General features: G+C 41.6%; 20 protein-coding genes and 1 riboswitch. Of the genes, 5 read left to right on the forward strand and 15 right to left on the reverse strand.

The annotated features are described in order from the left end of the window. Window positions 1-41 precede the first annotated feature (41 nt). Window positions 42-800 (reverse strand): MBL fold metallo-hydrolase, encoded by a 759-nt coding sequence (locus EEJ45_RS13265; protein ID WP_124565292.1) that lies wholly within the window; start codon window positions 798-800, stop codon window positions 42-44. Window positions 801-918: 118 nt separating this feature from the next. Here EEJ45_RS13265 and EEJ45_RS13270 point away from each other — a divergent pair, with 118 nt between their 5' ends. Beyond that, window positions 919-1326 (forward strand): Lrp/AsnC family transcriptional regulator, encoded by a 408-nt coding sequence (locus EEJ45_RS13270; RefSeq protein WP_124565293.1) that lies wholly within the window; start codon window positions 919-921, stop codon window positions 1324-1326. A gap of 19 nt (window positions 1327-1345) precedes the next feature. Here EEJ45_RS13270 and EEJ45_RS13275 read toward each other — a convergent pair whose 3' ends face one another. Together EEJ45_RS13275 and EEJ45_RS13280 are read right to left on the reverse strand one after the other, a co-directional pair. After that, complete coding sequence (locus EEJ45_RS13275) at window positions 1346-2578, reverse strand: MFS transporter (protein WP_124565294.1); 1233 nt, start codon at window positions 2576-2578, stop codon at window positions 1346-1348. A gap of 44 nt (window positions 2579-2622) precedes the next feature. Beyond that, the gene (locus EEJ45_RS13280) at window positions 2623-3396 is read right to left on the reverse strand and encodes a pentapeptide repeat-containing protein (protein ID WP_124565332.1); all 774 of its coding nucleotides are present in this window, start codon (window positions 3394-3396) and stop codon (window positions 2623-2625) included. 244 nt (window positions 3397-3640) lie between these two features. Between EEJ45_RS13280 and EEJ45_RS18750 the strand changes: the two genes are divergently transcribed. Beyond that, complete coding sequence (locus tag EEJ45_RS18750; RefSeq protein ID WP_245999904.1) at window positions 3641-3808, forward strand: hypothetical protein; 168 nt, start codon at window positions 3641-3643, stop codon at window positions 3806-3808. 365 nt (window positions 3809-4173) lie between these two features. On the opposite strand, the gene EEJ45_RS13290 is transcribed toward EEJ45_RS18750, so the two are convergent. Further along, window positions 4174-5418, reverse strand: coding sequence for a serine hydrolase domain-containing protein (locus EEJ45_RS13290; protein WP_124565295.1), 1245 nt, complete (start codon window positions 5416-5418; stop codon window positions 4174-4176). Between the two features lie 26 nt (window positions 5419-5444). Further along, entirely contained in the window at window positions 5445-6059 is a 615-nt protein-coding gene (locus tag EEJ45_RS13295) for a TetR/AcrR family transcriptional regulator (RefSeq protein WP_164464284.1), read from the reverse strand. A 432-nt stretch (window positions 6060-6491) separates the two neighbouring features. On the opposite strand from EEJ45_RS13295, the gene EEJ45_RS13300 reads away from it, so the two are divergent. Continuing rightward, a complete protein-coding gene (locus EEJ45_RS13300; RefSeq protein ID WP_124565297.1) occupies window positions 6492-7067 on the forward strand; it encodes a hypothetical protein in 576 nt (191 codons plus the stop codon). On the opposite strand, the gene EEJ45_RS13305 is transcribed toward EEJ45_RS13300, so the two are convergent. The 7 genes from EEJ45_RS13305 to EEJ45_RS13335 all read right to left on the reverse strand — a co-directional run bounded on the left by EEJ45_RS13305 (window position 7052) and on the right by EEJ45_RS13335 (window position 17125). Continuing rightward, complete coding sequence (locus tag EEJ45_RS13305) at window positions 7052-7885, reverse strand: glycoside hydrolase family 191 protein (protein WP_124565298.1); 834 nt, start codon at window positions 7883-7885, stop codon at window positions 7052-7054. The two genes, EEJ45_RS13300 and EEJ45_RS13305, sit on opposite strands and share 16 nt — an antisense overlap. 484 nt (window positions 7886-8369) lie before the next feature. After that, window positions 8370-8461: riboswitch (cyclic di-GMP riboswitch) on the reverse strand. Between the two features lie 243 nt (window positions 8462-8704). After that, window positions 8705-10156, reverse strand: coding sequence for an exopolysaccharide Pel transporter PelG (pelG, locus tag EEJ45_RS13310; protein WP_124565299.1), 1452 nt, complete (start codon window positions 10154-10156; stop codon window positions 8705-8707). Next, entirely contained in the window at window positions 10137-11549 is a 1413-nt protein-coding gene (gene pelF / locus EEJ45_RS13315) for a GT4 family glycosyltransferase PelF (protein ID WP_124565300.1), read from the reverse strand. The genes pelG and pelF overlap by 20 nt, the downstream gene beginning before the upstream one ends. Window position 11550: 1 nt before the next feature. Then, window positions 11551-13362, reverse strand: a complete 1812-nt coding sequence (locus EEJ45_RS13320) for a DUF2194 domain-containing protein (protein ID WP_124565301.1) — start codon at window positions 13360-13362, stop codon at window positions 11551-11553. Continuing rightward, the gene (locus EEJ45_RS13325) at window positions 13363-14277 is read right to left on the reverse strand and encodes a tetratricopeptide repeat protein (protein WP_124565302.1); all 915 of its coding nucleotides are present in this window, start codon (window positions 14275-14277) and stop codon (window positions 13363-13365) included. Then, a complete protein-coding gene (locus EEJ45_RS13330) occupies window positions 14267-15505 on the reverse strand; it encodes a hypothetical protein (protein ID WP_124565303.1) in 1239 nt (412 codons plus the stop codon). Before EEJ45_RS13330 ends, EEJ45_RS13325 begins: the two co-directional genes overlap by 11 nt. Before the next feature lie 273 nt (window positions 15506-15778). Next, a complete protein-coding gene (locus tag EEJ45_RS13335; RefSeq protein ID WP_124565333.1) occupies window positions 15779-17125 on the reverse strand; it encodes an aspartate kinase in 1347 nt (448 codons plus the stop codon). A 150-nt stretch (window positions 17126-17275) separates the two neighbouring features. On the opposite strand from EEJ45_RS13335, the gene EEJ45_RS13340 reads away from it, so the two are divergent. Together EEJ45_RS13340 and EEJ45_RS13345 are read left to right on the forward strand one after the other, a co-directional pair. Then, the gene (locus tag EEJ45_RS13340) at window positions 17276-17998 is read left to right on the forward strand and encodes a YwqG family protein (protein ID WP_124565304.1); all 723 of its coding nucleotides are present in this window, start codon (window positions 17276-17278) and stop codon (window positions 17996-17998) included. A gap of 88 nt (window positions 17999-18086) precedes the next feature. Further along, the gene (locus tag EEJ45_RS13345) at window positions 18087-18470 is read left to right on the forward strand and encodes a DUF4183 domain-containing protein (RefSeq protein WP_124565305.1); all 384 of its coding nucleotides are present in this window, start codon (window positions 18087-18089) and stop codon (window positions 18468-18470) included. Between the two features lie 34 nt (window positions 18471-18504). Here the strand turns inward: EEJ45_RS13345 and EEJ45_RS13350 are convergent, their stop codons facing one another. The 3 genes from EEJ45_RS13350 to EEJ45_RS13355 form a co-directional block, all read right to left on the reverse strand. Beyond that, window positions 18505-19851, reverse strand: a complete 1347-nt coding sequence (locus EEJ45_RS13350) for a TrkH family potassium uptake protein (protein WP_164464285.1) — start codon at window positions 19849-19851, stop codon at window positions 18505-18507. Between the two features lie 35 nt (window positions 19852-19886). Further along, a complete protein-coding gene (locus EEJ45_RS18880) occupies window positions 19887-20021 on the reverse strand; it encodes a hypothetical protein (protein WP_278018598.1) in 135 nt (44 codons plus the stop codon). Window positions 20022-20135: 114 nt separating this feature from the next. Further along, on the reverse strand, window positions 20136-21335 hold the full coding sequence (locus tag EEJ45_RS13355) for an MFS transporter (RefSeq protein WP_124565306.1): 1200 nt from the start codon (window positions 21333-21335) through the stop codon (window positions 20136-20138). Window positions 21336-21404: the final 69 nt, after the last annotated feature.

The raw sequence follows: 21404 nt of genomic DNA on the forward strand, positions 1-21404 counted from the left end.
ATCTAAAAACAACAATTTTTTAGAAAAGAGCCTTTACTTATCTAAAATTGCAAAACTTCCCCATCCTCCGGCACAACCACACGTTGTGACAGCACTTTTTCCGCAATAAAGCTCTTCAGCTCTGTTCTTGTTAGTAAGCAATGATTCAGCGCCTCCATGTGCGATACAACAATTGTCGCCTGCGGTGCTGCTTTGTATGTTTGATAGATATCTTCTTTTGTCATCGTAATCGGATCACCTTGCAGGAACTGTGCAGCCCCGCCATTTACCACAATGACTTCAGGATCGTGTGCTTCAATCGCTTCCTGTACGTCATCGCACCAAATCGTGTCACCTGCTATATATAACGTTTTTTCATAGGGATGCTTATACACAATACCAGAAACATTGCCCATCATCTTACCAATTTCGCCTGTGCCATGCTGACCATTTGTTTTTGCAATGATTACATCTTCTATTTGCACACCATGTTCAAAGGACTGCACATGAAAAAAACCATCTTTCCGAATCGCTTCCGCATCATCTTCATTTTGCGTATAAATAGGCATATCCTTTGGCAATACCTGTTTCGCTGCCTCATCAAAATGATCAAGGTGCAAATGTGTCACAAATACTGCATCAACCTTCACTAGCTCTTCTGCAGCAACTGGCAACCCCACCAACGGATTTTGTTTATCTTGATTTGGCGTATTCGGAAATGCCGGTATGGTTCCCTGCCCCGCAAAAAATGGATCAACCAAAAACCTCTTACCACCGTATTCTAACATAAGCGTCGCATTGCGAATTTGTCGTATTTGCATGAGCACTTCCTCCTTTTCATTTGCTTCTCCTATAAGATAATATGAAAGAGAGGAACAGGTACATAGACAAAATCAAGAGTTTTCCTCCATCTACTTGAATGTTGAAAGGAGTTTTAAAATGCTCGATGCTACTGACAAAAAAATTATAGAGGAACTATCAAAAAATGGACGTATAACGATGAAAGAGCTTGGCGCAAAGGTTCACCTTACTGGCCAAGCTGCTTCCACGCGCGTTTTGAAGCTAGAGGACGAAGGCATCATTGAGAACTATACCGTTAAAGTGAACCACAAAAAGCTAGGTCTGCCGGTACATACCTTTCTGCATATATACACAAAAAATGTTCATCATCAGCCCTACCTTGCGTTTCTTCAAACACAGCCCTACATCGTTAACAATTTTAAAATCAGCGGTGACGGGTGCTATTTGCTGGAATGCCGCTTTCCCTCTCACGAAGAACTTGACCGTTTTTTAGTCGGGCTGAACGAACATGTAAACTATAAACTTTCCATTGTTATTAATAGCTAAGCAGAAAACAAAGCTAGGGTTACGACATGGACTTATGATACCCTTGATCTGAATCCTTTGGCAGAACGGACGAAATAACGGAGGAGAAATCACCCCGCTTTGCGATACGTAAACTCATCAACCCCAGTAGGAGCACTGGTGCGAGTAAAGCGGCATATGAATATTGCACGCCGTATCCATCAGCAATTACACCTAAAACGGGCGCACCGATTGCCACCGAAGTTTGATTGATTGTTTGCCTTGTCGCAGCCATTCTGCCGTAAAAGGCTGGTTCTGTTGCAACCTGCTGCACAGACTGCATTAATACGCGCAGCCAGGTCGTGCCAAGACCAATTACAAATATGCACCCAAACGCAATCACCGGCTCCTTGAAAACAGCCATCCCAAGCAAGCCCAGCGCTGTTGCCAACAATGCGAAAAACGGAACATGATATTTTACTTTATATAAATAGAACGTAGCTGTCACCCCGGCGACAATTGCCCCTAACGAAGCGGCACTTTCCAAAATGCCGTACAGTGCTGCATCTCCCTGTAAGCGAGCGCTAGTATATACCGACAGCATGCCCGCCGTTGTATGAACCACAAGCTGCCCGACAAACATAAGTCCTAGCAAACTGTACATGAGGGGTACGCGGTGAATATAGCGAAAGCCGTCAGTCAAATCACGAAATACCGATGCAGGTTGATAAGCCCGCTCCTTCGGTTCATACGACACCATACCAAGACAAAGGAGCGTAATACAAAACGATCCCAATACAATACCAACTGCGCCTTCTGCTGAAAACCAATGCAGCGCAAAACCCCCAAAGCTTGTGCCAACTAAACCGCCCACCGAGACGGCTGATCCCTGGTGGCTAAAAATTCTTGGAATCTCTTTTTTCTCATATACCTCCGTAATGAACGCTTGCTGCGCCGTCCGAAATAAGGAAGCAAAGGTTTGTACACTCATATGTACAGCAATCAGCATCCATGGCTTTATTACATCAAGCAGCATCGCGCCCCATAAGGCTGTAATAGACATCAAAATAATACCTGTTGCCAAAATCGTTAACGTTTTCCGATTGGCGCGGTCCGCCCATACACCAAACACTAGATTCATAAACACCCCTGGCAAAAATCCGAAACCTACCATCAGTCCTGTATACGTTGCATCAGAGGTTAACTCATACAAAATCCAAGCGACGACAATAAAGTACATCGTACTCCCGAAGGAAGAAAAAAAGGCAGCCGTCAATATGCTTTTATCTTTCACTGCTGCTCACCACCAAATTCGCTTTCGTATGATTTCTTTTCCCTTTACTTTTTCCAATGCGCTGGCACTTTAACCGTAGCTGGTAGCTTTGTGGATGCATCCCCTTTTGCCGCGTTCACCTGCGCCTGTGTCAGAAAAATACTTCCTCGCAGGTCGGCACCGCGCAAGTCAGCATCTCTAAAATCTGCGCCGATTACATCGGTTTGTCGCAAATCCGCGCCGCGCAGATCAGCTGCGATTAACAGCGCCCCTCGTAAGCTAACTCCTCTTAAGTTCGCACCTTGTAACTTTGCACCAAGAAAATCTCTTCGTTTCGCAAGCTTCGCATTTGTAGGCTTAGGACGCACCATCTCACTCACCTTTAGCAGCAATTCATTAACATATGCGCGATGCCTTGGCACATCAATTCCCAAGATTTCTGCAGGCGCTTTTTTTGTCAGCTGCTCCGTACGTTCAAACGCAATTTGCAATTCCTCATGAATAGATTGTGCTACTTGTGCTTCTAACGCTTCCTTTATATACCAAAGCATCTCATGAAGCTGCTGCACAATAGGAAAGACTTGAAACATTTCGTTCGCAAGCTCGGGATGCTTCACCCAGTCTTTTCCTTCATAAATATTTTGTGATACGTTTTGACCAGCACCAAAACATTCATACGCTACACAGCCTCGAAACCCCTTGCTTCGTAACTCGTCATGAATACCACATAAAAAATCGGACTGCAAATTCCGGCACGGTGTACCACTATCTTTGTTAAAAGCGAAATCGGCTGATTTTGCGTAGGGCAAAGCCACGCAGCACAAGCCAAAGCAGTTCATACAATCCGAGCGCAATTTTTGTTCTATACTTCGTTGATTAGACAATACAAACACTTCTTTCTATCAGATTCTTCAGAATGGTTTTTCCTTACCAAAGTCGTTTCCGCACACATCCTCACCATTTTCTTTGGTGGAATTTCTATTATTCTGGGTTCCATTCTCTCATTACCTTGGTAATCCATGTCTAACATGCATGTCAATAACATATTGATAAAAAGATATCATGCATAAGGAGGCAACTATCGTGCTTCAACGTCCGCAATCGAACGAATACAATCCATATTTCGCAGGATACCTCGCAGTGGAGCCTAAAGGAGGCGCTCGGACATATCGCGGATACGGAGCGCGTGATGAGCTACCGTCTTCTTGTCGTGGCCCGTGGCGACCAAATGCCGCTGCCGTCATTCGATGAGGACGCCTATATGGAAACCACCGGCTCGAGTTGCATCATGTGCTTGCGGAGCTATCGGCGGTCCGTCAATGCACCTGTTTCTTACTGACGTGCCTGCCCGATCACGCATGGAAGCGAACCGGCACGGTTTTGGAGTATCCAACTACCGTACGCGCAATCGCATATATCATCGCCGGTCATGCGCTCCATCATCAAAACATCATACAAGAAAGATATATACTGAAATAGTACCACGGACAAAGAGGGAAGAAAACACCGTCTTCCCTCACTTCAATATCTCAGATAGGCTCAGACCAGCTCACACAAGAATCCATATCAGAATAATGGCCTCCTGCGGTCCAATTTTAGGCCCCTTCAGGACTTCCTCACTTTTCATACCTCGTTGTACTGCCGTCTGGTCCTGTCACAGTAACCGCCCGCACGTGTCTCATCTCCAGCTCGAACACATACGTATCATGCACGAAATCGCTTTTGCACACAACCCTTTCTTCAGTGGCTTCAACAGGGAACAAACGGAATTTGTAAGGAACACCGTACATTTTTGGAATGATCGCGTACAACGTGTCATCAAAGCCGATGGACAGCGCCCCATACTCTCCTGTCAAATGCAGCATCGGCAGCTCGAGCGCGCGGAACGCCCGTAGCGGCCGCACCTCTTCCCCAAGCACAATTTTTTTCAAATCCCTGCCGATGCTGATTACGGGTGTAATGTTAATGTTGCTTAACACGATTACAGTCAACTCGTTTTCCAAATCCAGCAGAAAATAATTTACGAATCCGTTAATGTCACCAAAATGACTCGCTTGCCGCCCCTCGATGAACCAACCAAGCCCATAACCATGAGAGGCCTTGAACATTTCCTCCTGCAGTTCTTTACATAGCAGCTTGTTCGTTTGCAATGCCTTACTCCAAATATATAAATCTTCTATTGTGGAATATACACCATAGGCACCAAGCGGAAAGCTCATGTCGATGAATTCCGTGTGGATGACATCGCCCCATACCGTATGACCGGTCGCCAATGATGGTACAATCTGTCGCCCATTATCCACACCCGTGTTTTTCAGGCCTAATACATCGAAAATCTCTCTCCGCAAATAAGCTTCGTATGACATACCCGACACCCTTTCAATAATGGCTGTCAAAAGGAGGTAGCCGGAATTACTGTAGCTCATGCGGGTACCCGGATCAAACTCCAGTGGCATATGCCAAAACGAACTAAGCACCGCCTCCAAGGTCGTCCGCAATCGCATACTTTGCTCCCAATATGCCGGAAACGATGTAAAATTTGGGATGCCGGATGTGTTTTGGAGCAAATGCCGAATTGTGACAGGCTCATGTGGAAAATCTGGCAATACTGTCTCGACAGCACAATCGATATCAAGCCTTCCCATTTCATGCAGCTGCAAAACTGCCATCGCTGTGAACGCTTTTGTCAAAGACCCGATGCGAAATTTGCTTTTCGTTGTATGCGCTACTTCATATTGAAAGGAAGACATGCCATAGCTCTCTTTTAGCAATACATCTTCTTTATGTGCGACAAGCACAGCACCATTAAAATAATTGCTCGTGGCAAGCATATCCATATAGGCTTGTACCTTTTTCTTCATATACTCCTCCTTATCAAGCAGTGTGTTCACTTTTTTCCTACATACAAGAGCACCATCTGTTCTGCTTGTATAAAATGACGGCGATACTCATATTCGTCACCAATAACTGAGTAATGCAGCGATAAACCATCAATTATGCCCCAAAACATGCTGGCGATTACAGTCGCATCAACATGCGCCTCGAATTCACCGCTTGCTTTTCCCTCTTCAATGATCTCTTTCAAAAAATCACGATATTGATACTTATAGCGCGACACCATAATGTCGCGGAGATTCTCATGACGAGCAGAATGAATCCAGAATTCCATATGCACCCGAATTAACCCTTGCCACTGCAGACCCACTTTCGCCTCTCGATACATGCGAAACAGCTCTTTTATTTTTCCGGTCGCACCTTCAATCGTCGCAAAACGCTCACGAAGCGCAGTAAACGTTCGACTTGTTCTTTCTTCCATTAATGCAATATATAATTCTTCCTTGCTGTTGAAATAGTTGTAAATAAACCCTTTGCTCGTTTTAGAATACGCGGCAATATCATCAATTGTGGTAGCATAATATCCTTTTTCCGAAAAGCATTGCAATGCACTTTCTAGCAGCAACTCTCTCTTTCTTTCCTTATATTCCTCAGAAACCTTTGGCATACGACACATCCTCTTATATTCATTTCAATCTTATTTTTAGCATCATGGCGGCCTTGGAGCCCTTTTTTCTTCTAAAACCTGACCGTAGCCCATCTCTCTCTTTTATTTAGGCTGTTTTCGCAAACTTTATTGCTATTTAACAAGTAGTGAGGAGTGGTTGATTTCTACTCCAGTTTGCTCGCTTCAATCAACCTAAAGCAAAGAAACCTATCTAAAAACAACAATCTTTTAGAAAAGAGCCTTTATTGAAAACACTTTTTTCTTGTAAGCTTCGTTATTGCTTTCTGTTACGGGATGCGGGCAATCAGGGAGTTTTCTTATATAATAAACTGATTATTTAGTTTACCAAGATGATAGCATACAAACAAGTACCTCATGCGATATAATTAAAAATATTATTTTTATTCAGATTTATAGAAATTTGAGGTGAATATGATGCGCATAGAAGAAGGTCACTTACCAGGGCAACACCACTCTACTATCCCGTACACATTTTTCCGTCAAGACAGTCGCCATAAACTTTGCATTGTATTTCCTGGACTAGGCTATACGGCACAAAGGCCGCTGCTTCATTACCCGACTGGTTTATGTATAGAAAACGGTCATGATGTACTTCTAGTAAACCATACATACAAAGATAACGCTGCTTTTCGAGAGCTGGATGAAGCAAGTAGGAATGCTTGGTTACAAGCGGATGGGGAAGCTATCCTCTCCTTGCTGGGAGAAACATATACCCATATCACCATGATCAGCAAATCTATCGGCTCTATTCCCATGGCGCACCTTGCCCTGCATCACTTGCCGGAAGCAACGCGCATTTGGCTGACGCCGCTGCTTCCCCAAGACAATGTCCAGCAGGCGATTACATCCAAGCAATCCTTCGCCGTCATCAGTAAGGAAGACCCTTTTTTTCGCGAAGATATTTGGAAAGCAAGGGCAAATGCCAAGTTCTTTATGAAACATAAAAAAGCAGGACTCAAAGTCCTGCTTTTTTACCAAACATCGTAGCCGCGATTCGTGTGAAAATGAATAAATCCATTTTGCTTCGCAAACAACGCACTTTTTCCCTTCTCCGTAAACGAAACAGTTAATACTTCTAATCCATATTGCTTACGAAGAAGCTGAAGATCACGGATACGGTCAAGTGACCAACCATCACGAGATACCTTCTTATAGTGAAAATCCTCCCACATAATGGCGTCTACATAAGGTGCCGTTGTGGTTTTGAGTGTACCAAAGCCCCAGTTTTGAATCATAGACAAATGCGGATATTTTGCTTGAATGTCTTGCAGGAACGTTTTCAGACCTTGCTGCTGCTCTAGCAAAACATCACCTTTATGCTCATTGTCAATATCGCCTACCGTATCAAGAAAAATGCCGTCAAATCCCTTTTGGGCAATATGATTTTGAATCTCTTCCATCAAAACGCCGCGGTAATGCACGGAAGTAATATCCATTAAATAAGAATCCCACTCTGGATAATATATCTTTTGATCGTTACGATAAAAGAAATCCTCCGGGGCAAAGCGCTTCATTAGCTCTTGATTCCAGTTTGCAGCTTCCATCGTACTAATGTAGCCATAAACCTTTGTCCCCTTTGCTTTGATTTGCTTCACCTGTGCAGCTGTATAATGATACGGTTCAATAATAACAAAATCATAATTAGTCATCTCCGAAAGAATACGCTTATTCGGTGCATTATAATAAATTTTATAAGACTTGGCATCCTTAAGCATATTTGACGAACTCGCCATACCCTTGCCTACGCTTGGCCAAAACGCAGCCAAAACCACCACCACACACAAAAAAAACTTTACCACCTTCACTATAAATCCCTCCTAAATTAGGGGGATGGGAGGTTTCGCAGACTGGCGATCGGTATACCTGAAAAGCGGAGCTGACCGTTTTGGCACAGAATCTAAGGTTCTCGGTCCTAAAAGGCGCTTTTTGCCTTTTTGTGACCGTGGTTCTTAGATGGCAGTGCCTGGTCAGCGCAGCTAGATCCCATGAAAAGCGGAGCCGGCTCGTTTAGCTCTATAGGGCAGAGGTTCCTGGCACACAAAGGCGCTTTTTTGCCTTTTTGTGCTAGGGTTCTCTGACCGGAAGAGCTAGTCGGCGCAGCTAGATCCCATGAAAAGCGGAGCCGGCTCGTTTAACTCTATAGGGCAGAGGTTCCTGGCACACAAAGGCGCTTTTTTGCCTTTTTGTGCTAGGGTTCTCTGACCGGAAGAGCTAGTCGGCGCAGCTAGATCCTGAAAAGCGGAGCTGACCGTTTTGGCACAGAATCTAAGGTTCTCGGTCCAGAGGAGCTAGGCGAGACTGACCCTTATTACACTATCTTCAAGTATCGACGACCCATGTCTTTGCGTCCTTGCTTTTCAACAAGTTTGCCCATCACCATATTTTCATATTAAGTTTAATTTATAATGATAATTAAAACAATAATGAAAAAATAAATCAGAACACGAAAACAACCTTGTATTTTCGCATTCTTTTTCTTATATCATGTAACTTAAACTCGTATATACTATGTAGCGATAAAACACAGAGTGCGTCTTATCGCTTTATAATTGTACAAATATCGAGATGCACTTTACTCTAATGACCTCTTACCGGCAGAACAAAAGCGTACAATATGTTTTCTATTACAATCTCTCTAACATACTTCCTACTCGTTGAAAGAAATTGAACCTCTGTTTTGTTTGATTTCTCATGAACGCATAAAACTCAATCTCTTTTACATAAGCGAAAAGACGCATGGCTGAATAAGCAAATGCTAGAATAGAGCCGATTGCAAAGCTTAAACCGTAACCGTCTACACCAAGTGGCAGCAACAAAAGCGTAAGAATGCCGTTTGCTGTAAAAAAGAGAATACTGGTGTACATAGCCCCCCTGCGATCTTCAAAATATAAAAGCAGTAGACTTATTACAAACACAATTGCATTAGCCAAAGCTCCAACAATCGTAATACATAGCATGCCTAAAAACGGTTGTCTAAAACCAAATTCAGCGGCAAAGTATAAAATAGTAGCCAAAATAAGTAAGGAAAAAAGACCTTGATTGCGTAAAAGACGCTCCATTTCCTGTCGCAGTACGATTAACATCGTGTCTTTTGCTTTTTGTATTTGTGCTAGCGATCCCCCTTCATTAATATAGCCGTAAAAGGTACGATATCGCTGGTAAAATCTTGTTTCAATTGATAAAACAAATAACATCATTGTAGGAATAATAGACAAATACGACCAAAAAATAGCTGTATCATAGAGTGTATGAAAACGAAACGACCCTTCAATGTAAGAAGATCCTTCCCCAAACCATATAATCCAGTTGCACACCCAAACGCCAATATTATATAAGAAACCCGTCCAAAATAAAGAAGGATAACGATCAAAATACACAAAATAGGCAAATTGATTCTCTGTCGTACGTTTCGGAAAACTAATCAAAAATGAAAAATATAAACTAAACAGTGTAATAATCATACCTGATGTAAAGGCCGCAAAAAGAGAAAGCACAGTTGCTTGCACAGAATATTCACCAATTTCAGCAACATATACAACAATCGCTACTGCTCCAACACTCACTATCCCACCAATCATAAAGCTATAGGCGATGGACTGATAATACTTCGCTGCAGTTAAAAACATAAACAGAATCCAAATTAGGTTCATTACAGCAAATAAAATCAGCAAGACTAACTTATATACGAACGGCAAAGGTGAAATACATACAAATATCACCCAAAGTACGACCGCGGCTCCCACCGCTGTTTTTGATGCTCCAAGAAAGGTGGCATACACTTCATTGATACGCTTCTCATAAAATAAATCTGCAATATATCGAGTTACAATCAAGTTTTGTGCTCCAAAAATAATCTGAGAAAAAATAAAGCAATACGAAATAGAGGCTAAAAATAACTCACGTACCGCTATACTCAATCCAGCGCTCTGAATCAACCATTGTACAATAACGAGCACTGCAACAACTACAATCCATGGTCCAGCCGTAACAAGGCTTGCGAAACCATATGCCCGAATGCGTGCTGAAAAGTAATCTTCTTTAAATAATTCCTGCATTTTAAATCCGATGCCTGCGATAACGTTTCACCTCCATCTCATATATTGTTGTATACTCTTTTATCACATCACGCCATTGATACTTTGCTTCCACACGGCGTCTTCCATTTTCGCCAAAGCGCCTTGCTTCATCACGGTTATGGTACACCCACAAGGATTTATCAGCTAGAACTTTTGGATTTACAGGAGGCACGATAAAACCAGCCTGTCCAAAACCATCTTCCGCTAACAGTAACTCAAAACACGAACCAACGTCTGTAGCTATAAATGGGATTCCCGCACCCAGGCCTTCTAAAATCGCCAACGGCTGCCCCTCTGAAATACTAGTAAGCCAAAGCAAATCCAAAGTAGGCAAATGCTTCTTAACGTGTGTTTGTCCTGTAAATATCACATAATCCTGTAGCATAAGACGATCTTTTAACTCTAAGCATTCTTGTGCATAGTCCCAATCCTCATCCATAGGTCCCATAATACGCAACTCAAAATCAATTCCTTCATCAGCTAACATTCGTGCTGCGTACAGCATTGTTTTAATATCCTTAATAGGAACTAGCCGAACAATTGCACCAATTCGAAGCTTATTTGTAACACCCTCACATTTAATATGCTTCAGACCATCATAGTCAATGCCATTTGGAATAATACGCAATTTGTCATCTGGTGCACCTAGTTCCTTTTGATACTCACTGTTACGACCAAACAATGTGATGATTTGGTCAGCACTGTGATAGGCTTGTTTAGAAAGATGATAAAAATATTGAATCCAGCGTTCTTTGTATACATTTGGAATCCAAGTTGCTCGCAAAATTTCTTCTTCTCGTTCACGTGTATAAATACCGTGCTCGGTTAAGATAAACGGAATATTTTGTTGCTCTTTTATATACGCCCCTACTACACCTGCGTATCCCGTAGAAACAGCATGGACCAAATCTACCTCAGGAAAATCCTGCTGTAGCAGACTAACGATACTTTCACACATAGAACGATACATCCAAAAATAATCAATAAACGAACTCGATTGCGCTTCTTCCTGATACGTACGCTGTACAATATTCCAAAACGGTCTACTCTGCAGAAATGTTGAAACACTTCCTAGACGCCTGTAATCGGCTAAAATACGCAAAGCTTCTTCATCGGTTTGCTTAAAAGAAAGCCAATTTGATACACTGTTCATTTCTTGAGTGGAAAGCTGACTTTCACTCTGCAACTCGGACACTTTACCCAATTGATATACTCTTACATTTTGAACGTTTTCTAGTAAGCTGTACTTATACTCTGCTTTAAAATCCTTTGGCATAATAGAGATAATCTCAAATTGAATATCTGGTTTACTAGAAATCAACATATGAATCCAACTCGCGACACCTCCGCGAATAAAAGGGTAACTCCCTTCTGCTACAATTGCCACTCTCATTTTACTTCACTTCCTTTACAGGGATGCTAATAAGCGGCTTAGTGACCTGAACATGATATAAACCATCCATATATTTCGTCACATGATAGCCGGCAAACTTCCCTTCAACAAGAGTTCCCTTTTCCACTCTTACGAACACATCGCAGGGATTGACAAGACCTTTTCCTGAGATCGTTATCTGATCTTCACTATAATGCACATACAAATTCGCTTTACTATATTGTTTCATTTTTTCTGCCGCATAAAAGGCTTGATACTCCCGCAAATATGGATACATGTGATTCATATGATACATTAACTCAGTCAATCCCTTTCGCATGGGCTTCCAACCAGCTTTATGGGCACGGTCTATATCAAGTAAATCATCTGGATGAATAAAGTGACTAAACATACCAAAATTAGCGACAGCATCGGTGATTGCTAGCATCTCAAATGGTGCTTGTCCATAACCACTGGAAATACGGGGAAAATGGAACAAATCTTTATAAAATGCATCTCCTTCAAATTCTTGCTCAAATACCCCTTTGCCATCTCCACCATCATACAAAGAGCCGATGACTTGTATAGTGGGCATAGCTTGCTTGAGCGCGTGAATGCCTGTTTCGTTTAAAACATTAGAAGGTGGTACATAAGAACGGAGGATTTCATCAGGAAAGTAATACGAAAACAGTTGTTTCGCTTTTATTATAGAACTTTCCATATGCTGCTGATCACGCCAAGGTATATACTGTAGTTCTGTGTCCATTGGTTCTCTACTAGTAACCAATGGCTGATGATTATATCCATGATAGCCCAGCTCATCACCGCGGCGTTGCGAATCTCGCCCAAAGAAAATCATTTGATGCCGCATATCCGAAATGAGCTGCTCACTTGTTACCATATCATCATTTCGATATGTACCTATAAACATATTGGTATATAACAAACCCGCTTCTTCGGCAATACGCTTCATGTCTGGCCACCAAATCTTCTCAAAAAATGCCTGTGTGGTCATGTCGTAGTCTTTTGTAATAACATCAGTAAAACCTGCTGGAAATGGAGCTGGAAAATCGTCAATAAACATGACCTTTGTAGCAACTTGTCCACTCACAAATTGCGGCGTTGCTAGACCCATCGATTGTGTAATTAATCCCCTTGTAAATTTCGTAACTAAAAATGTAGCATTCCAATATACAACTTTTCCTTTTTCATACTCGTGAGTCCAAAGCATAGGGATATTTTCCGCTGTCATATATAGCTCTGCTTGATTAGAAAGCGTCACATCCATCATGCTATTTGGGATAGACCCTTGGGTATCTACAATCGTTTCGTACCCAGGAAACAACGGTTTTTGAATTTCAATCCCATACGCATTATTTTCAAAATACCCATTATTTTCTTCAATCCCTACAAGGCTATTCCATCTTTTATCTGTAAAACGCTGCGCAACAAACAAGCGTCCACCTTGCTTTACAAAACGTTCTGTAGCTTCATACGGTAATATGTTATCCGTAATGACAAGAATATGATAGGGAGACGGTGTTACGTTCATAGCTTCTAAAGGGGTCCGATATGAAAATGGCACCTTTGCATACGTTAATGCTTGCGCAATATTATTCAAAATCGGATCTTCTTTATCCGTTACGAGGGTAACATGCACTTCCTGACCGCTGGGTATTTGATCTGTGCTCATTGTTTTTATAGGTGCTACTTCTTGTCCACGAGCTGGGAACAACTTATAAAATCCGTCCACTCGCATTACTTGTATGACCCCAACTAACGCTAATAAAATAATAGCTGTTCCCACCCAAACGAAATACAAACGCTGTCTCATTTATACACCCCTAACTACATCCAATACAGGCTTAATATGATCTGGTATGTGAGCTTCTTCTACATGATGATGCAATTTCCTATATACGTCTTTCATACACCTAATATCTCCTCTTTGAAAATAAAGCTCCATAGCACGTATATATCCTTCGCTCGCCTTTGGGAATCGTTTCATCATCTCCTGTGCTATCTGCAATGCTAGTTCTTTTTCTTCTAGTTCTTTATAGACAAAAACAAGATAATCAGAAAAAACAATATATTGCGGAAATAATTCAACGGCTTCCTGTAATAGCTTTTTAAACTCTTTGTATAAACGCTTCTCGATTAATTCGTCAGCCACCTTACTACGCAGATATCGGTGATATGAATAGCATAGTGCCAGATAGCTGTTTACATCTTGAGGTGTGAGTAGTTTTTCCTGTTGTTCAATGCTCTTTTCATAACGCTCTTTTATATGATTAATTGTCGTGGCTGCGTAATGAACTGTTTCCATGTCAGTGCTACTAAGCGCTTTTGCCAATTGCACACCTCGGTTTTCAAACTCGGCTTCCATAAGTCTTACAATCAAATTCTTTCTTAATTTAGCGTCTGAACCTTGAAGACCTATAGAAAATGAGGTTAATGCCAAATCCTTTTCTGCCTCAATAGCAACCTCGTCATAATTTAAAAAATCAAATTGAATATATTGCTCGTACGAATGAATCGTACTCGTTTGAACCATTCGCGCAGCCAACCACGCTATATATCCTAGCACTGTTCCAATAACGGGAATGATTATGCTAATTAGTGCGATCCATTGCCAAACACCAAGCTCCGTTACTTCTCTATTTCGTGCAAATTTCATAACGAAAACGACAATAGCCGTATGTACCATATAAAACAAAGCAACTGCTACTGTATATGTATTAAGTTCCATGTATGCTTGTCACCTCATCTTTTAACTTTGTGACAATTCGCTCTCGTAGCTGCGTTACGTACTTTTGCTCTGTACCTGGCAGTAAGAAATGCAGCATGCCTGTTTCTGCATCAAATCCAACTTTGTCCACTTCTCGTAAAAATTTACGCACAATCTCACTAATATCGTAAAGCTTTTCATGCTCTGCATGACCAATAAACACCTCAAAACATGCATAAGGTTGCTTGTACATTTCAAATCGCTGCTGCTCGATTTGTACATATTCATCAAAAAACGCTTTTTTATAAATGAGTGTGTCTGTATATAATTTATCGCGTTTTTTAACAATTGTTTTTGCAACTACACGCTCTGCCCCCTCTGAAATGACTTGAAGCAACCAGTGTAACAATTGAATGTTATGCTCGGTAAGCTGATATAAATCCATGTTGCGAATAATCAACACTTGACGAACTTCATTATTTATAATAATAGGACCGGCAATCACAGGTGCCGCTTCTTCATCACTCTCGCGCTTTACTGTTAGATTACGTTCTTCAAAGAGACGTTGATAAAACTGTTTGGCCTCCTCCAGAAATATCGTTTGCGGCAGCAGCTCATGAGAACCTCTTCGTACTTTAATACGCAAAGTACGGCCTGACGTGTCGACATGATATATACCAAAATCCTGTGCATTAAAATAGGAAGATAAAATGGCAACAGCTTCATTTGTGACAAATTCTATATTATCTTGATCCAGAGCACGCATCATGCCATATACAGAGGAGATACTCATCTCGGATTGCAACAGCCTTTGCTCCAATACTTCATTTGTTATTGTTAGTTGAGATACTGCGTTTTGCGCAGATTTTAGTTCTTCTCTTAATTCCTCATTTACAAAAAGTAAGTCTTCATAACGCTCCTTCCAAGCTGTTCGTGAAGCACCTACAATGACAGCAATACACACATATACAAATAGCCATTTATTAGAAAGCATGTTGTAAAACATAACGAATACATCACCATTTACTAGAACCTCTAAAGCAATGAAATAAATGAGAACAAAAACAAAACTAGTGATACCTGCTTTCCAGCCATAACGCATACTAAATAGCAATACTAAAAATAAAAACGGACTAGGTTGCATCACATGTACTTGAAGCATAAACAACTGATCTAGCACAAATACACTCAAAAAAGCAAGTATTATTTCTGTATATATACGTATTTGATTGTTCTGTCTATACCCCATCCTCTTTTCCACCTCCTCATAATTTATAACAACTCATTTTATACATGTTCCTCATAATATCCCACGCACATGTGCTTTTCAATTACAATATTATGAGTTACATTATATTTTTACGCACTACTATACAAATATAATGTATTACACCCTAATCCTTATTATCTTCACTATTCTAATTTGCTACCCTGCGAAAGCCTAATATCTTCCACAAAAGAAAAACAAGAGGAATTTCAACAGTGCTGAAATTCCTCTTAATTTAAATAAAGTGTATTCTTTTTATACTACCAGAAAAAACGCCTCATACAATGCACATACCGCTTTTTTCTCTTCTTCTTCCTTTACACCAAACATCATACTCACTTCAGAAGAGCCTTGATTAATCATTTCAATATTTACACCGGCATTTGCGAGCGCAATTGCCGCCCGTGCCATCGTTCCAACGTTACTGCGCATACCTTCGCCAACCAGCATAATCATCGCTAAATTCCGCTCCACTGCCACGCTGTCAACCGCAAGCTCATCTGTAATACGCGCAACTACGCGCGCTTCTATTTCTTCATTCAATTGTTGCTGGCGCACAATGACCGAAATATCATCAATCCCAGACGGTGTATGCTCATAGGAGATGCCTTCATCCTCCAAAATATGAAGAAGACGTCGCCCAAAGCCAACCTCGCGATTCATGAGATATTTGCTAACATTTATGCTGCAAAAACCAGTGTCACTTGCAATGCCGATAACAGGACCGTTCGTATGCTGACGTGTGTGCATAATTTTTGTCCCTGGAGCCTGCGGGTTATTTGTATTCTTAATATGAACAGGAATCCCCGCACGAAATGCCGGAATCAATGCCTCATCGTGAAACACCGCAAAGCCTGCATAAGATAACTCGCGCATTTCTTGATACGTTAATTCCTTAATTTCAGCCGGCTTGCTAATGAAGTTTGGATTGACCGCATACACCGCATCCACATCCGTGAAGTTTTCATATATGGTTGCTTTCATGCCGTTTGCTAAAATAGAACCCGTAATATCAGACCCTCCTCTAGAAAACGTTACAACCCGACCACTTTCGGAGTAGCCAAAAAAACCAGGAACAATTAATACACCGTCTTCCTGACGAAGCTTATACAAATGGTCATAAGATTGCGGTAGCACCTGCGCGTTGCCAGGGTCGTTCGTCACAATAAGACCTGCAACACCAGGGTTGATGTATTGTGCCTTTACACCTTGCTTTCTAAAGTACGCAGCCACAATTTTGGCGCAGTTATCTTCACCACTCGCTTTTACCGCATCCATATAAGCTGCCGGGTCGGACTTATCTCCTTGCACAACCTCGTATAGGTCTGCACGAATTTGCTCCATCACATCTACATCAAGCTCTCTTATAATCTCTTCAAAGCGCTCCAACACTTGATCTAAATATGACTCTCCATCACCTTGTATATAACCGTTTGCACATGCAATGAGTAAATCCGTTACCTTGCTGTCATCTTTCGTTCGCTTTCCCGGTGCTGATACAACGACCACTTTTCGCATAGAGTCACTCGTCACAATTTGAAACACCTTTTTAATTTGTTCTGCAGAAGCAAGCGATGTGCCACCAAACTTTACTACCTTCATCATATCCCCACCTATATAAAAAGTCTGACAAATTGTATAAATTCAATTATCTACTTACTTGTAAATTGGTGCAAACATTTTTTCCTTTCACATCCTCTCTTTGTTGTGAAGCGCTTCCAATGGTATAGTAGAGGCAAAAGGAGGATTTTTATGCCCTATACTATAGAAGAATTCATTCATACATACGGACTCACACACCTGCAAAATGAGCTTTTGGCAAGTGTATTTCCTTGCATTCAGGTAAAGCCGTCTCCTCGCGCAGATATCGCAATCGGTGCTTCTAAAATGGGAGGTCACCCCGACTTACCTATAGGCTTTACTTATCCAGTTGTGAACGGAACACCTTTACGTTTCGTAGCGCAAATTCGACTAGCCGACGTGCCGCAAACAGCATTCTCTGCCGCTTTTCCTAAAACAGGAAGACTCTACTTTTTTTATCACGAAGATTCCCTTGAGAAACCTGGCTATGTCGTGTTTGATGAAAGTGATAATATTACACCTTATGAAGTCGAAACGCCTTATCCGCAAAGCGCATTATCCTTTAGCGTGACCTGCAAATTGCCAGAACTGTTTATTGAAGATGAAGCAGATAGCGACCGCTTCCTGCAAATGCTAGAGGAGCTGCAGCCTGACCATTATAACAACCACCAAATGTTCGGAGAGCCGTTTTCCATTCATGAAGATGTATTTGAAATAGCCGCTCTTCACACCCAAAAACAAGCCGATGACTTTACACTGCTGCTTCAAATTGATTCTGACCCGCAAACAGGTATGCAGTGGGGGGAAATGGGCATGCTGTACTTTGTTATTGCTAATGATGCTTTAAACGAACGACGCTTTAACGAAACAATTTGCGTGATGCAGTGCTTCTAATGACATGATTATTTTCATAAGGACAAGATTTCACACTTTCATTCCTGTCATATAATACTCCGGAGATATTCTAGAAAGGAGTATGGGTATGGCTCTTCAACTTATGAAACTTTTAGTAACCGCTAGTTCCACAACGGAAACAACTCCGTCGCCATCACGCTTTTTTTATGTAACCCCTTCCGGGACAGCTGCAGGTGCAACCTTAACGATTGACGCTGCCAGCTTTTTTAACGATGCAGGTACAGCTGTCACATCTTTACCAACATTACCTGCAGGAAATTCTTACTTTAATGTATTTATTAATGGTGTTTTGCAGATGGATGACATTTCAACATACACACCAGGTGCAACAGGTGTGGGATCTCTTGCTATTAACGTCCCTGCGGGCGGAGATGGCATTTTAACAGGCACACCGGTTATTTTAGAAGTGGTTAGCTTCACGCCTTCTACCACCACAACAGTTGAAACATGATAAAAAAGGATTCCGCACCTGGCGGAATCCTTTTTTAACCGATAATCACTTTTTCAATTGGATAATGATAAGCTTCTCTAAGTACCTTATTTCGTACTAAAAACAATAATGAGAAAATGCCGATGCGACCAATAAACATGAGAACTGTCAGCAAAAGTTTGCCTGCCGTTGAAAGCTCTCCGGTAATCCCTAACGACAACCCAGTTGTACCGAAAGCTGATGCTACTTCAAATAAAAGCTTTACAATATGAACAGAAGGCTCCAGATAGCTCATAACAAACACCGAACCTGAATAAATGAAGAACGCTGTCGTAATAACAATAAAAGCTCGATGTACATCTTTTGGGTCAATCTCACGCTTAAACACCTTAATCGTATCCCGGCCTTGTGCATAAAAGAAAATACTCAAAACAACAATCGCAAACGTCGTCGTTCGAATACCGCCCCCTACACTGCTCGGAGATGCCCCAAGAAACATTAAAAAAGACAAAAAAACCTGCGTCGATTCTGAAAATTCATTAAGGTCTACCGTAGCCAAGCCTGCACTTCGGGTAGATGTGGAATGAAATAAGGCGTAAAACAACGAAGCATGCCATGTTTTATCCGCTAAAAAGCGATTGTGCTCCAATATATAAATGCCGATGGTACCCGCAAGTGTAAGCAAAAAGTACGTTGCTGTCGTCAGCTTTGAAAATAAAGAAAAACGGTAAGGCTGTTTCCCTTTATGCGTTAGGTATGATTTTACTTCAATCAACACCGGAAACCCGATTGCACCGGAAATAATTAAAAGAATGTGTACAAATTGAATGAAGTAATCGTGTTGATACGAAATCAATGATTCCCCAGTGATATCAAAGCCTGCGTTTGTTGTGGCACTGATTGAGGAGAATACACCATGTAAAATCGCTTGTTTCCAGCTATAGTACTTTAAATAATATAAGCTCAGCACCAGAGCGCCGACAGCTTGAATCGACAAAATCAACAATAAAATTTGGCGCATGAGTTGTACAAGTCCTGCTAGACCTGATTGATTTTGATCTGCTCGAATAAGCTGCCTCTCTTTAAAACCGATGCGCTTACCTAACATAAGCCAAATAGACGTGCCAAGCGTCATAATTCCAATGCCGCCAAGCTGAAACATAACGAGCAAAAAGAAATAGCCTGTATGACTAAACGTATCCACTGTCGATACAACGGTCAAACCCGTCACGCTAATCGCGCTTACCGCTGTAAACAGCGCATCAATTACAGACAATTCAACGCCCGGTTTTAACGAACCAGGCAAACAAAGCAGCAGCGTTCCAATTGCTACAGCAATTAAATAAAACAATACAATTAATTGAACCGCGGAAAGCTTTCTTCCGCGCAATTTATCCGCCATAACCTAACCTCTTTTATACAAATTTCACACGCTTACTACCGCTGTAATCCCTTACGAATCAATTCATATACAGCGCCGGAAAAGCTGGAAATATAGTTTTCTTTTTGATATTTCTCAATTTCAAGAACAAGCTCAGCAGGAAATTTAATTAATTTAGAAATGCGCTCCATGTTTCTTAGCCTCCAAGTATATACTAAACATATCCTAAATTTTGTCTATTATTAGTATATATGAAAATAGCTGTTAAAACAAATGCCCGTTACCAAGTGGCAACGGGACATACATTAACTCACCCTTTGATCACGCGGCAACAGCCACGACAAAATACCAAGAAGCGGCAAAAAGCTGCAGCATAGCATAATAAATCGAAGACTATATACATCTGCCAATTTCCCTAGTGCCACTGCGCCGAGCGCACCCATCCCGAACGCAAGACCGACAATTAAACCGGACACCATTCCTACCTTACCGGGTAAAAGCTCTTGCGCATATACAACAGTTACACTAAAGCTGCTTGACATAATGAATCCAATGGCGATAAATAATGGAATGACCCATCCAAGCGACACATGCGGCAGCAATAGGGCAAGTGGTGCCGAACCAATCATAGAAAGCCAAATCACATTCTTCTTTCCAAATCGGTCAGCAAGTGGTCCCCCAAAAAACGTACCAACTACACCCGCAATCATAAATGCAAATACATAATACTGTGCCTGTTCAATCGTCAGCTTATAATGCTCAATCAAATAAAACTGATAAAAATTACCAATACCAGCGCTGTACCAAGAACGTGCAAATACAAGAAAGATAAGTAGAATCATAGCAAACTTAACTTCTTTACTCACTTTTTCTGCGGTTTGGGATGCTTTCTTTTTGACACGCTGCGCTCCTGCCAAAAGCTCTCGCCTATACCACGTCGATACATACAAAAGAAGTACAATGCCAATCGCAGCGAGTGCCGTAAAAGAAAGGGCACCGCGCTGTCCAAATGGGACAAACACAAGCACTGTAAAAATCGGCGCCAGCGCATTTCCCGTATTGCCACCGACCTGATAAATCGCTTGTGCCAAACCGCGCTTCGCTCCCGCCGCCATATAAGCAACGCGCGCACCTTCAGGATGAAAGACAGCCGAACCGAGCCCAACGAACAGCACCGAAAGCAAAACAATGTAAAAATTCGGCGCAAAGGCCAAACCAACCATCCCGAGCATGCTGGCAAACATACCGAGCGGCAACAAATAAGGGGCTGGCTTTTTATCCGTATAAAATCCAAAAACTGGCTGCATAATGGACGATGTCATATTGAGTGCAAACGCAATCCATCCCACCTGCATATACGATAAATTCATCTCTCGTTCCAAAATAGGAAAAATCGCTGGAACCACTGCCTGCATCGAATCGTTTAAAAAATGTCCACAGCTGATGGCAAATAAAATACGATACATCGTTGCAGCTGGCAAGACCTGTTGTTTTGCAGCCTCCATATCAAACTCCCCTCTCCCCTTACGTACATCGTAACGAGTTTCATTGTATACCTTATTGTCATACTTTTC

This window comes from Ectobacillus antri, from assembly GCF_003852715.1.
Taxonomy (GTDB): Bacteria; Bacillota; Bacilli; order Bacillales; family Bacillaceae_G; genus Ectobacillus; species Ectobacillus antri.